We start from the raw sequence: 13,769 nt of genomic DNA, 5'->3' as shown, positions 1-13,769 counted from the left end.
TTTTGTTTTAGCTATCAACCGCACCTCATTCGCCATCTTAACAATCAGATAGGATTAACACCTAAAACCTATGTAAAAAAACAGAGGGTCAATAATTGATGTTTATGATGGCGTAAAATCTTCTGAAGTTTGATTATTCCTATAAAGTCAAAGCATTGGCACAATTGAAAACACCAGCAAGCTCGCCATGCTGTAGTTAAATATCTTAATCTTGGTTGGTGCCTGTAAGATACCCTGCAATTGCTTTCCGGCTGTCGTCCACAGGCTAACGGAAGGTACATTCACAAGGCCAAAGATCAGCGATACCAGCAGAATATCTTGTGGCTCAGCTGAGGTGGCATAAACACTGATTGCGGTTAGTGCCATCGTCCAAGCCTTCGGGTTGACCCACTGAAAGCTGGCGGCTGACAGGAAAGACATCGGTTTGTAGTCCGATGCTTGGTTTGTCATGGGCTTGCTTTTGGCGATCTTAACCGCTAAATAAAGCAGATAAAGCATACTGGCGATGCGTAAACCTTGCTGCACAACTGGGTAGGCTGTAAACAGTCCAATCAAGCCAAAACCGACCAAGGCAACCATCAAACTAAAGCCAAAAGTAATGCCGAGCATGTGGGGAATAGTGCGCATAAAGCCAACATTGGCGCCAGAGGTCATTAGCATAATGTTGTTTGGCCCTGGTGATACGGTTGAAACAAAAGCGAAGGTAATTAAAGCTATAAGTTGTTGATATTCCATTTTTAATCCATTTTTTAGTTCTTATGTGTAGTTGTATTTTAAGCAAGTATGCGGTAAATTTTGTGTCTATATTTGCTCTAATTGATGAAAATACACAAGGAATGGTCGTTATGGACAGGTTTGACGAAAGAATATTGCGCGAGCTTAAATTGAACGGCAGATTGTCTAATGTAGAACTTGCAGAACGGATCGGATTATCTGCTTCAGCCACATTACGGCGCGTGCAAGAACTAGAACGCAGTGACGTTATTCAGGGCTATCGCGCTGTGTTAAATTCAAAAAAACTGGGTATTGGTTTTATTGCTTATGTCACGATTGGTCTGTCGAGCCATAGTAAAAAATCACAACGTGGTTTTGAAGAACAGATCATGGATGTAGAGCAGGTGACCGAGTGCCACAATGTCACTGGTGCAAACGAATATCTGCTTCGCGTCGAGACTGCAGATCTGACCGCTTATAAATGCTTTCATTCTGATGTGCTAGGCGAGATCCCACAAGTAAACTCCATCACCACACTGGTGGTGATGGAAACACCTAAAGATGAGCGGACCTAACATTTAAATTGCTTTTTGGAATCGTCATAACGGCTTATTATGCAGAAGGCTAATCTGTTATTGGTCTGCTAACTGTATCTTCCTTAACAAGTTTGCTAGCTGCGCTTGTTCTTGGTTGCTAAGTACGCTGAGCATGTTATCCATGTTGGCAACATGTGCATTCAATGCTGTGTCTACTAACTCTACTCCCTTTTTAGTCAGAGTTACTTTACAACTACGTCGGTCTTGTTCACTGGCAATACGTTGGATAAAACCACTTTTCACCAAGTGTTCAATACGCATACTGACCGCGCCTGAGGACAGCATTAGAGTGTGATACAACTCAGTAGGGGTTACAGGAGTATCGCAGCGACGTATGGTGGCTAAAATATCAAATTCAATTCCGCTTAATCCATGTTCTTTAAAAACAGGATCTAACTTTTTCTTCCATGTATCACTGGTTTGACGTAATCGCCCGATTACCCCCATTGCAGAGCAATCCAGGTCGGGTCTAACAGCCAACCATTGCTCAAGGATCTTATCGACTTTGTCTGACGGCATTTTATCTCTCAAATAAATATCTTTTCAAAAAGATACTTGATTTAAGAATATATATCTATTACTTTATGGAAAGTATCTTTTGTAAAAGATACTTTTATGGAAGATTTATGATTAATTAGTGAGGGTAGTTATGAACAGGATTCAGCAAATTAAGACCATAGCGTTAACCGCAATTGCGCCCATCGTTTGGGGTAGTACCTATATAGTGACAACCGAAGCGCTGCCACCAGAAAGTCCGCTTATTGCTTCAACCATCCGTGCGCTTCCCGCTGGGATATTACTGGTGTTAATTAGCCATAGTAAGCCAGCCGGGATGTGGTGGTTGCGTTTGGCAACGCTCGGTTTTTTGAACATAGGTTTATTTTTCTATTGCTTGTTTTTTGCGGCAACCTACCTACCGGGTGGCATGGCGTCGATGGTCATGTCTAGTCAGCCAGTGATTATCATGATCTTAAGTTGGTACTTACTGGGAACCCGTTTTTCTTCACAGCAAATGCTCGCCTGTGGATTCGGTATATTTGGAGTGAGCCTGCTGGTGCTTAATAGCTCCGCGGAACTAAATATCGAAGGTGTGTTGATTGCTATTCTTGGTACTCTAAGCATGGGCTTAGGTGTCGTATTGACAAAAAAATGGGGACGTCCAACGGGGATGACAATACTTGGATTCACCGGTTGGCAGTTGTTATTTGGCGGTATAATTCTGTTACCTGTTTCACTTTGGGTAGAAGGTGTTCCAACCCAACTGACGGTAACCAACTACTTTGGTTATGGGTATTTGAGCCTTATTGGTAGTATTTTAGGTTACTTTCTCTGGTTTCGTGGTATCGAAAAGCTACCACCCGTGTCGGTCTCTTTTATCGGCTTTTTAAGCAGTGTTTCGGCCTGTTTCCTTGGTTATCTCATCCTAGATCAAACGCTGACTTGGCCTCAACTTATAGGCGCTTCAGCCATTTTGTTTTCAATCGTGCTGGCTGCGCCTCGGGCATCCACACAAACTCATCACTTAGCACAATTTCAAACTGTAAAACGGAGTTAATATGAAGCTTGCTATCGTATCTAGAAGCCTAAGAGCGAATTCTCAAAACCTGAATGTTGCCTATCATCTACAAACACCTAAAGATGAACGGACCTAGCGTTTAATTTGACTACTATGTCAGATTTCTTGCCTGAATTTGTTTCTTTGATTTACCAGTACTCAATTAATTGTACTGATACTAATCTTGGATTGTATTGAAAACTAATCGTCAATTGTTCCATATCTGTATTTATTGAAGATAATCACGCGATTATCATTTTAATTAACATTTATTTTACTTTTTATCTAAAATGAGAGGTGACGAAGTGTTGCGCTTATCATGTTGATTTAATTGTTTTTATTTGTTTTTGTTCATTTTTACAAATGTTAACCCTACCTTTTTTTCGTCATTCTTATGTTCGCTGTGTTTCAGCATTGTTGCAACTTGGTTGCGATCTTGTGTACAGTATTTAGCCGTTATGGTACTTAATATAACGTTATTGCGGTAACAGATTTACACATGGATAGGATGACTTTTAATTAAGTTTTTGATTTAAAGGCTATTGTCACATTAAATTGAGGTAGGTATTAACATGAAAAATAATAAAAATGATTTGTTATATGGATTACACGATCGTCCCGAACCACTAAAGGCGTTATTTGCTGCGTTTCAGCATATTTTAGCCAGCTTTGTGGGCATTACGACACCAGCGTTAATTATTGGTGGTGTATTAGGGCTGGGTAGTGAACTACCTTATCTTATTTCAATGGCCTTATTTGTGTCTGGGGTAGGTACTTTTTTACAAGCGAAGCGTCTTGGGCCTATTGGTTCGGGCTTGCTGTGCGTACAAGGGACCAGTTTTGCATTTTTAAGTGCGGTACTCGCTGCCGGTTTTCTGGTTAAAAACCGTGGTGGTAGTCCAGAAGATATTCTAGCGATGATTTTTGGTGTTTGCTTTGTCGCCTCGTTTGTTGAAATCGTATTAAGCCGTTTTATTCATAAATTACAACATATCATTACGCCTGTTGTAACAGGTATTGTTATTACTACCATTGGTTTATCACTGATTAAAGTTGGCATGACAGATATTGCTGGTGGCTTTGGCAATGAAAATATGGGTGATGCAAAATATCTGATTGTTGGCGGCGTAACCTTGGCTACTATTATCTTAATTAACCGCTCAAGTAATCAAGTACTGCGTCTTTCCGGTATTATGATCGGTATGGTTGTTGGTTATATTACCGCTTATTTCATGGGCATGGTGAATAATGAGATTGCTGATGTTGCGGTTATTTCGATTCCAACCCCTTTCAAATATGGCTTCGATTTTGAGCTGGCTGCGTTTATTCCTGTGGCTATTATTTCTATTGTTACCGCGATAGAAACAACCGGTGACTTAACGGCGAACTCTATGGTATCTAATGAGCCAACTCGTGGTCCTGTGTATATCGAACGTATCAGAGGTGGTGTATTAGGTGATGGTGTCAATTCTTGCTTAGCGTCTATTTTTGGTAGTTTTCCAATGTCGACCTTTAGTCAAAATAACGGTGTTATTCAATTAACGGGCGTCGCAAGTCGCTATATCGCCTTTTATATTGGCGGACTGTTTGTTTTGCTTGGTCTGTTTCCGGTTATTGGTGCCGTGTTGCAAACATTGCCTAAACCGGTATTAGGTGGGGCAACACTCGTTATGTTTGGTACTGTCGCATCTGCAGGGATCCGTATTTTAGCCACTGCCGATCTCGATCGCCGAGATCTATTAATCATGGCGGTATCTTTTGGTCTTGGACTGGGTGTTGTGGCTGTTCCAGAAGTGACTAACTCATTCTCGCCATTGCTTAGAGCATCTTTAGTTCTTCAGTGACGGTTGCCGGATTGTCTGCAATTTTGATGAGCTTGATCCTGCCGCGTAAAACAAAAGCAGTAGAAGATGATGTGACCTCAGAGACTGGATCTAAGTCTGCAGAGCAAGAAACTGCTGCTAGTTAACATTGACTTTATCACTATTTTTTGTTGTTATTATGCATTATCAGGTAGCGTTTAGCACGTGACCTGATTGATTGGAGGCTAGGGTAACTAGCCGTGATCTTATACCCTGTTCGTCTCTGATATAGCATCTTGACGTAACTTGGGTATAAATTAACTGATTGTGTACCTTTCCGGTTTGTGCACTTTTGGCTCCTACATCCGGGTTTGATGAATTAAGGCTTTTTAGCCTTTATTATTTTTTAAATCCTGACAATTAGGAGTTTATATGCAAGTTAAATCATTGCGTCTGTGGATCAAGAATCCACTCGACTGTTTAGATCCTGCCTACGCTGGCGGTATCGTTATTCAAGACGACATCATTGTTGAATTAGTCCGTGCAGGTGCAGAGCCTGTTAATCCGGTCGATGAAATTGTTGATGCCAGTCAACATGTACTGATCCCCGGTTTAATCAACAGTCACCATCATTTTTACCAAACCTTAACACGCGCTTTTCCTGCGGCCTTAAATAAAGAATTATTCCCTTGGTTACAAAGTTTGTATCCGGTATGGGCGAAGTTAACGCCTGAAATGATAGCCACTTCGACAAAAATTGCCCTGAGTGAATTATTATTGTCTGGTTGTACGACCGCCAGTGATCACCATTATTTATTTCCCGATGGATTAGAACACGCGATTGATATCCAAATTGAGCAAGCCAAATTACTGGGTATGCGTGTGCATTTAACACGTGGTTCAATGAGCTTAGGGGAAGACCAAGGTGGCTTACCACCGCGCACCACTATCCAAACTGATACTGAGATTTTAGATGATAGCCTGCGCTTGATTAAGGAATATCATCAATACGAAGATGGCGCGATGACCCGTATTGCATTGGCACCTTGTTCACCATTTTCGGTGAGTGAAGAGTTGATGACAGCAACGGGAGAATTAGCCCGCGAAAACAATGTTAGATTGCATACGCATTTAGCTGAAACCCACGACGAAACTGACTTTTGTATTAAAATGTTTGGGGTTAGACCGGTCGATTATCTCGAACGGGTGGGCTGGCTAAATGACCGAACCTGGTTAGCACATGGTATCCATTTTAATGACGAAGAAATTAGCCGATTAGGGGATGCTGGCGTGGGTATTTGCCATTGTCCATCGTCTAATATGATATTGGCATCAGGGCAATGTCCCACATTAGCATTACAAGCGGCGGGTAGCCCTGTCGGCCTAGGCGTTGATGGCTCGGCGTCTAATGATGGTTCTAACATGATCGGCGAAGTACGTCAGGCGTTGTTATTACAACGATTACGTTATGGTGCCAGTGATATTACCCACCAAAAAGCCTTCGAGTGGGCAACTAAAGGCTCGGCAGGTTGCTTAGGACGTGACGACATTGGCGAGATCGCCGTGGGTAAACAGGCTGATGTTGCCTTGTTTAAACTCGATGAGATCCGTTTTGCTGGTGCCGGCACACCTGTTGCTGCGTTATTACTTTGCGGCGCAACCAAAGCCGATAAAGTCATGGTTGCAGGTAAATGGCGGGTGCTTGATGGCGAAATCGTGGGGTTGGATCTGAATCAGTTGATGGCAAAACAAATAATGCTGGCAACGCAGCTAGCCAACGCATAATGCGATAACAATCTACTCACGTTAGCCCTTTCATTTGTTGTTTAATAAGAGAGTGATGAGGTGCTAACGTTAAGCCAATTTGTCTGTATTATTTTGCTATATTTGAGCTGCTCTTCTCTGCCTATATTTAGCTAATCGGTGAGTGGTAAAGCACATCGACCTGCGATATATTTATTCGCGGCTACCATGCCGATCGTCATGCTAATCACAAAGGCTAAAACAGTGCCACTACCACTGGCGATATTGGTTATTGCAGGACCTGGGCACATGCCCGCTAATCCCCAACCCGCACCGAAAATAACAGCACCTGATAGTAATGTACCATCCACCTTGTTATTGCTCGGGTAAGAAAAAGCCTTACCATTGATGGCTGTTTTTCGTTTCTTAATCACGAGATGATAAAACGGTGAAAATACCAATAAAGCACCACCCATAACAAAGGCAAGACTTGGGTCCCAATCACCAAAGATATCTAAAAATGCGATGACATTATGCGGGTCTACCATGCCAGATATCGTCATGCCACTGCCAAACAACACGCCGGATATGCCTGCTACTACAATACAAACTATTTTAGATTGAAACAGGTTAGCTTTAATCATTACAATACCCCAAGTAGACGACGGATAAGTACCATCAACATTGCTGATGCCATAAAAGCACAGGTTGCATAAATAGAACGTTTAGAAAAACGGCCCATGCCCACGATGCCATGACCGCTGGTACAGCCATTGCCTAAACGCGTACCAAAGCCAACCAATAAACCTGCAAGTATCACGACGAAAATATTATTATCGCTCACATCAGGCAGTGAAAACCCGAAAGGCGCAACGACTAATATACTTAATATAATGCCCACTAAAAAAGCACCACGCCAACTGGTTTCATTTTTTTTAGGCGTTAATAAACCGCCCACGACGCCACTGATACCCGCTACTTTACCGCTAAATAACATCAATACTATTGCCGATAAACCAAGTAACATACCGCCGAATAATGACGCCCAAGGGATTGTAAATTCCATCCTGACCTCTACTCAAAATTATTCACAAAATATTTTATAAAAACTCGCAATTAACGCTTCGATACGTTCATCAGCCAAAGAATAAAAAACAGATTGAGATTCTTTACGTACCTTCACAATGTTGTTTTTTCTTAGCACCGCTAAATGTTGTGAAAATGCAGATTGACTTAATGTCGAGTTTTCTTGTAACTGGCTTGCACTCACTTCACCGTCTACAAGTTGGCACAACACCATTAATCGTTCTGGGTGTGTCATGGTTTTTAATACGTCGGCAACTTCGGTTGCACGCTCTTTCATGTCGATCATGTCCATGATTACGTCCCTTGCTATTCAATTTGATTTACTTAGTGTACGTCTGAACTTAAATTAGTCAATGCTTATTTAGGTTTGACTAAATTAGATTTATCTATATTAGACTTTTCTAATATAGTGTTTTATAGTGGCCTCACAAATTAAAATTAATTAACCTCAAATGTGGAGTGAATAGCGATGACAAAGATTGTAATTATTGGTGGTGTTGCTGGTGGTGCGTCGGCAGCGGCACGCGCTCGTCGTTTAAGTGAAGATGCACAAATCATTATGTTTGAGCGCGGTCCGTTTGTTTCTTTTGCTAACTGTGGTTTGCCTTATCACATCGGTGGTGATATCCAAGATAGAAGCAAACTGTTGCTGCAAACGCCAGAAAGTTTTCTTGCCCGCTTTAATGTTGATGTTCGCATCATGAATGAAGTCGTGAGTATTGATCGCGCGACTAAAACAGTGACTGTTCACTCTCTATTGGACGATACTCAGTACACAGAAAGTTACGATTTTCTGTTATTAAGTCCGGGTTCTGCACCGATTGTTCCGTCTATTCCGGGTATTGATAATCCGTTAACGCATTCGCTACGTAATATTCCTGATATGGATAAAATAATCCACACTCTTGAGCAGAATAAGCCAGCGCATGCCACTGTGGTTGGTGGCGGTTTTATTGGGTTAGAAATGATGGAAGCATTTCATCAACTCGGTATTAAAACCACCTTAGTGGAGTTTGCTGATCAAGTGATGACCTCAATGGATAAAGAGATGGCAGGTTTTGCACATCAAGTGATCCGTGAGCAAGGCATTGATCTGCGTCTCGGCGTCGGCCTTGAAGCTGTGCAGTATAACGAGTCAAATCGCAATTTAACCCTGACGTTGAATAATGGTGAACAGCTCGATACTGGCATTTTAATTATGGCTATTGGTGTGCGTCCCGAAATAAAACTGGCTAAAGAGGCAGGCTTAGCGATTGGTCAGTTAGGTGGTATTAAAACTAACCCACAAATGCAGACCAGCGATCCCGCTATTTATGCCGTTGGTGACGCGATTGAAGAGCAAGACTTTGTCACTGGCGAACCAACCATCATACCCCTTGCAGGACCTGCAAATCGTCAAGGTCGTATGGCGGCTGATAATATGTTTGGTCGTAACGAAAGCTACCAAGGTACGCAAGGCACCGCGATCTGTAAGATTTTTGATTTAGCGATTGCGTCTACGGGACAAAATGAGAAGCAATTAAAGCGTGATGGCATCGCTTTCGAAAAAGTCTATGTGCACACTGCAAGTCACGCGAGTTATTATCCCGGTGCTGAGGTGGTGTCATTCAAAATGTTATTTGATCCAATAACGGGCAAGATCTTAGGGGCGCAAGCAGCAGGTAAAGACGGTATTGATAAACGTATTGATATCATGGCTGTTGCCCAACGTGCGGGCATGACTGTCGAGCAACTTCAACATTTAGAACTGACTTATGCGCCACCTTTTGGTAGTGCCAAGGATGTGATCAACCAGGCTGCCTTCGTTGCACATAATCTGATGATAGGGGATGCAACCGCGATCCATTTTGATGAGATTGACCACTTAACCGATAATCAAGTCCTGCTTGATGTACGTAATCCTGGTGAGCTAGAGAAGTTAGGTTACATTGGTGAGGCGATCAATATTCCGGTTGATGAACTGCGTCAACGCATGCATGAATTGCCAAAAGACAAAGAGATCATTATCTATTGTCAGGTAGGGTTACGTGGCAACGTGGCTTATCGTCAATTAGTGAATAATGGCTTTAAAGCACGTAATCTTATTGGTGGGTATCGCACTTATCTGGCAGCTAAAGCTTAGTTTTAATCACATTTTTGAGGTGTAAACATGTACTTATTCAATTATGTAAAATACACTTATTTATACCCAAGTAGCTTGGGTATAAATATCTGACATGTTACTTTTTATTAAAGAGAAGTATATAAATGAGCATACACCTCAACATACACCTCACCATAGATCATACGCCAGCGCTAGCACTGTTAGCCTGGTATAACATTGATCATCAGCTCGCCTGCCGTCTGTCTTCAGAATAATTTCTATAGGTATAGGCGATTTTTAACCTCGCCTTAAATTCGCTTCGTATTATTTAAATAGTAATTACCAACGAAGGTATTCTTATGGAAAACTTTAAACATCTACCAGAACCATTCCGTATTCGTGTGATTGAACCTGTGAAACGTACTACTCGTGAATATCGCGAAGAAGCCATTTTAAAAGCGGGTATGAATCCATTTCTGCTCGACAGTGAAGACGTATTTATTGACCTACTGACTGACAGTGGGACCGGTGCAATTACACAAGATATGCAAGCGGCGATGTTTCGTGGTGATGAAGCATACAGCGGCAGCCGCAGTTATTACGCACTGGCGAATGCAGTGAAAGATATTTTTGGTTATGAACATACCATTCCGACTCACCAAGGTCGTGGTGCCGAACAAATTTACATCCCTGTGCTTATCAATAAACGTGAAATGGAGAACGGGCTAGACCGTAAGAAAATGGTCGCACTGTCGAACTACTTCTTTGATACAACGCAAGGGCACACACAAGTAAACTGCTGTGTCGCGAAAAACGTATACACAGAAGATGCGTTTAATACCGCGGTTAGTGCCGATTTCAAAGGTAACTTTGACCTGATTAAGTTAGAAGAAGCGATCCTAGAAGCGGGCGCAGTAAATGTTCCTTATATTGTCAGTACCATTACTTGTAACTCTGCGGGTGGTCAGCCTGTTTCTATCGCCAACTTAAAAGCCGTGTATGAGATAGCGCAGAAATATGCCATTCCAGTGGTCATGGATTCTGCGCGTTATGCAGAGAACGCTTATTTTATTCAACAACGTGAAATCGGCTATCAAAACTGGACTATTGCCGCTATCACGCACGAATCTTACAAGTATGCCGATGTGCTGGCAATGTCGGCGAAGAAAGATGCCATGGTGCAAATGGGCGGACTACTTTGCTTCAAAGACGACTCTATGCTGGATGCCTATAGAGAATGCCGTACTTTGTGTGTGGTGCAAGAAGGTTTCCCTACTTATGGTGGCCTAGAAGGCGGTGCGATGGAGCGTCTTGCTGTGGGTCTTTATGATGGTATGCGTCAGGAATGGTTAGCCTATCGTATTGGTCAGGTGCAATATCTGGTAGACGGACTCGAGGGGCTAGGCATCGTATGCCAACAAGCGGGTGGTCACGCTGCATTTGTTGATGCGGGTAAATTGCTGCCTCATATCCCCGCGGGTCAATTCCCTGCACATGCCTTAGCTTGCGAATTATATAAAGTCGCCGGCATCCGTGCTGTTGAGATTGGTTCTCTGCTGCAAGGACGTGATCCAGTGACTGGCGAACAGCATGCTTGTCCTGCAGAGCTGCTTCGTCTTACTATTCCACGTGCCACGTATACGCAAACCCATATGGACTTTGTGATTGAAGCATTCCAAAAAGTCAAAGAAAACGCAGCAAATGTCAAAGGTCTGGACTTTACTTACGAGCCCCCGGTACTGCGTCACTTTACAGCGTTACTTAAAGAAGTTGATATCGTAAAAAAGCCAAAAAAAGTAGACTCTAGAAAGCTAGAAGAAGCTTAATTAGCACTAACTTAACCTTAATCAAGAGCGCCACCCCTTGCTTATTTACAGTGATGCGGTGGCTTTTTTTGTTTATTATTCCGCTTATATTTTTATCTCTTCTTTTATACCACCGCATAGCTACGCGATCATGCTTGGTTTGAAACCAGGCTGTTAGGTACACACGTGGGCAGTTATCAATGATTAATTATTTTATTGTTTTTATTAATGTTTCTCGGAACATGGCCGATACGCTGCATTGTGTCATTGATGGATTATTCAGAACATTCTCATTATTAGGAAGTGATAAATAGAGAATGAAGGGCGAAACGAAGAGTATGAGGTTACTTTAAAGCATATTCTAATTTTGTTAGACACTAAAGCTGCTAATTTTTATGGATGTAAATTATCTCAGCAGTTAATCTCAGATCTATCTAATTGTGGAATAAAATAATGTTAAAAAATTTAGGATTCAAAAGACTCATCATATTGTCGGTAGTTGTCTTACTGACCGCTATTTTACTTGTTTCAAACATAATTTCTTATAATATAATTAAATCTAAAACCATTGAAGATGTGAACCTGCTGTCGAGTTCAATCGTAAGCTACGAAGCCAATAAAATTGAGCATTGGTTCAAAACAAAAACGGATGCACTTAATGGCATCACCCAACAATACAAGTCAAATAGCCTGGGTGATGATTACGTCAGCATCGCGCGACTCATAAAAGAAACCAGTGGCTTTGGCGGTGTATTTATCGCTTTTGATGATGGTGTCACTTATTCCACTGCACAAGATCCAAGCTGGGTTAATGGCGTTGCTATTACAGCGCGTTATGATGCGCGTCAACGTCCTTGGTATCGCCTAGGTAAAAACACTTCAACGCTCGATATTTCCGATGTTTATAACGACATAGGCACAGGTCTTCCCGTTATTTCAGTTGTTCGTAACTTAGGTAATGGTGTGTTACTGGGTGATATTGATTTAAGCATCCTTGAACAGACAGTTAAAAATGTTAATTATCCTGGTTCTGTCACCGCCATTATGGATAGTGACGGTTATGCATTAGCATCAAATTCAACGGCATTGAGAACGGGGGTTAATTTCTCTGATATCGGCATGAATAATGTTAAAACCGGTATGTTAAGTGGGCGTGCGAACACAACGGCTTATACGTTAGCGGGTGTCGATAAATTAGCTTTTACGCAAGAAATTACACTGGTCAACGGCAAGCGCTGGTACTTATTTATTGGTGTTGATAAATCAGTTGCTTATGCAGAAGTCGATGAAGCGTTAGAAAGTGCGATTGTGGTCTCTGCTATCATGCTTGCAATTGGCTTATTCTTGACTATTACCGTACTGAATATAGTGTATCGTCCGATTGTATCACTGAAAGAAGTGGTCATGGATTTATCTAAAGGTAATGGTGATTTAACGCGTCGTTTACCGGTTGAAAGTAACGATGATTTAGGTGATATCTCGGCAGGTATTAATGCTTTCATTACGAACCTGCAAACCTTGATGTTAGAGATCGATAACTCTTCACAACATATTTCCGAAAGTGTAGAGAGACTAGAACAGCAAACGACGAGCAATAATCAAGTACTGGATGCTCACTCAATTGAAACCGACCAAATTGCAGCAGCAGTAGAAGAAATGAGTGCCACGGCGAATGATGTTGCCAGCAATGCTGAGGAAGCGTCACAATTTACAGATGCCATGAATAAGCAGGTAAATACCTCGAAAATGACGGTTACATCGACCACATCAACCGTCTCTAAGCTAGTTGAAGATGTAGAAAGTTCATCAAAAAGTATCCAAGACATTGAGAAAGATACGCAAGCCATCACTAAAGTACTTAATGTGATTGGTGAGATTGCTGAACAAACAAATCTACTTGCGCTTAACGCGGCAATTGAAGCTGCGCGAGCGGGTGAGCAAGGTCGTGGTTTTGCTGTCGTTGCTGATGAAGTGCGTGCGCTAGCGGCGAGAACGCAAGTGAGTACGGCTGAAATCAAAGAGACGCTGGATGCATTAACTGCGGGTTCAAGTTCTGCGATTTTAGCGATGGATATGACCCAGGAAACTTGTCAACAGGCTGCTAAAAGTACCTATGCAGTAGCTGAAGATTTGGATATTATCGCGAGTTCTGTAACGAAAATTAATGATTTAAACACGCAAATTGCCACCGCGGCCGAGGAACAAAGCAGTGTTTCTCATGAAGTAACGCGTAACATGACTGCGATCCGTGAAATGGCGCAAGAGCTAGCCATAAACGGTCAAGCTACCGCTCAAGAATCGGTAAATGTTGCCGTTGCCAATGAGCAACTGAAATCAATTGTGGCTCAATTTAAACTGAAGTAATCTCGTTCATTTTATTGAGTA

At 42.0% G+C, this 13,769-nt stretch carries 11 protein-coding genes and 1 pseudogene; 7 read left to right on the top strand and 5 right to left on the bottom strand.

The annotated features are described in order from the left end of the window. Positions 1–147: 147 nt before the first annotated feature. Positions 148–735, bottom strand: a complete 588-nt coding sequence (locus PE36_RS07280; RefSeq protein WP_006031334.1) for a LysE family translocator — start codon at positions 733–735, stop codon at positions 148–150. Positions 736–845: 110 nt separating this feature from the next. On the opposite strand from PE36_RS07280, the gene PE36_RS07275 reads away from it, so the two are divergent. Next, positions 846–1,289 (top strand): Lrp/AsnC family transcriptional regulator, encoded by a 444-nt coding sequence (locus tag PE36_RS07275; RefSeq protein WP_043994181.1) that lies wholly within the window; start codon positions 846–848, stop codon positions 1,287–1,289. A 57-nt stretch (positions 1,290–1,346) separates the two neighbouring features. On the opposite strand, the gene PE36_RS07270 is transcribed toward PE36_RS07275, so the two are convergent. Further along, positions 1,347–1,829, bottom strand: a complete 483-nt coding sequence (locus PE36_RS07270) for a MarR family winged helix-turn-helix transcriptional regulator (protein ID WP_006031332.1) — start codon at positions 1,827–1,829, stop codon at positions 1,347–1,349. A 130-nt stretch (positions 1,830–1,959) separates the two neighbouring features. Here PE36_RS07270 and PE36_RS07265 point away from each other — a divergent pair, with 130 nt between their 5' ends. The 3 genes and pseudogenes from PE36_RS07265 (at position 1,960) to PE36_RS07255 (ending at position 6,452) form a co-directional block, all read left to right on the top strand. Next, positions 1,960–2,865 carry a DMT family transporter gene (locus PE36_RS07265; RefSeq protein ID WP_006031331.1) on the top strand — a complete coding sequence of 302 codons (906 nt, stop codon included), beginning with the start codon at positions 1,960–1,962 and terminating at the stop codon, positions 2,863–2,865. Between the two features lie 572 nt (positions 2,866–3,437). Next, positions 3,438–4,834 (top strand): annotated as a pseudogene (locus PE36_RS07260) (uracil-xanthine permease family protein). 265 nt (positions 4,835–5,099) lie between these two features. Then, on the top strand, positions 5,100–6,452 hold the full coding sequence (locus PE36_RS07255; protein ID WP_006031328.1) for an 8-oxoguanine deaminase: 1,353 nt from the start codon (positions 5,100–5,102) through the stop codon (positions 6,450–6,452). 131 nt (positions 6,453–6,583) lie between these two features. Here the strand turns inward: PE36_RS07255 and PE36_RS07250 are convergent, their stop codons facing one another. Genes PE36_RS07250 through PE36_RS07240 form a run of 3 tightly spaced genes read right to left on the bottom strand, consistent with a single transcriptional unit; the run spans position 6,584 to position 7,788 of the window. Then, entirely contained in the window at positions 6,584–7,054 is a 471-nt protein-coding gene (locus tag PE36_RS07250) for a DUF6691 family protein (protein WP_006031327.1), read from the bottom strand. Beyond that, positions 7,054–7,476 (bottom strand): YeeE/YedE family protein, encoded by a 423-nt coding sequence (locus PE36_RS07245; RefSeq protein ID WP_006031326.1) that lies wholly within the window; start codon positions 7,474–7,476, stop codon positions 7,054–7,056. The genes PE36_RS07250 and PE36_RS07245 overlap by 1 nt, the downstream gene beginning before the upstream one ends. A gap of 18 nt (positions 7,477–7,494) precedes the next feature. Beyond that, positions 7,495–7,788, bottom strand: a complete 294-nt coding sequence (locus PE36_RS07240; RefSeq protein ID WP_006031325.1) for a helix-turn-helix transcriptional regulator — start codon at positions 7,786–7,788, stop codon at positions 7,495–7,497. A gap of 177 nt (positions 7,789–7,965) precedes the next feature. On the opposite strand from PE36_RS07240, the gene PE36_RS07235 reads away from it, so the two are divergent. From PE36_RS07235 to PE36_RS07225, 3 genes are all read left to right on the top strand, one after another. Continuing rightward, the gene (locus PE36_RS07235) at positions 7,966–9,618 is read left to right on the top strand and encodes an FAD-dependent oxidoreductase (protein ID WP_006031324.1); all 1,653 of its coding nucleotides are present in this window, start codon (positions 7,966–7,968) and stop codon (positions 9,616–9,618) included. A 320-nt stretch (positions 9,619–9,938) separates the two neighbouring features. Further along, on the top strand, positions 9,939–11,405 hold the full coding sequence (tnaA, locus tag PE36_RS07230) for a tryptophanase (protein ID WP_006031323.1): 1,467 nt from the start codon (positions 9,939–9,941) through the stop codon (positions 11,403–11,405). A 432-nt stretch (positions 11,406–11,837) separates the two neighbouring features. Beyond that, positions 11,838–13,748 (top strand): methyl-accepting chemotaxis protein, encoded by a 1,911-nt coding sequence (locus PE36_RS07225; RefSeq protein ID WP_006031322.1) that lies wholly within the window; start codon positions 11,838–11,840, stop codon positions 13,746–13,748. The last annotated feature ends 21 nt before the right edge of the window (positions 13,749–13,769 follow it).

Source organism: Moritella sp. PE36 (assembly GCF_000170855.1).
Taxonomy (GTDB): Bacteria; Pseudomonadota; Gammaproteobacteria; order Enterobacterales; family Moritellaceae; genus Moritella.
Note: the sequence above shows the minus strand (reverse complement) of the source record. Positions and strands in the feature narration are given on the sequence as shown.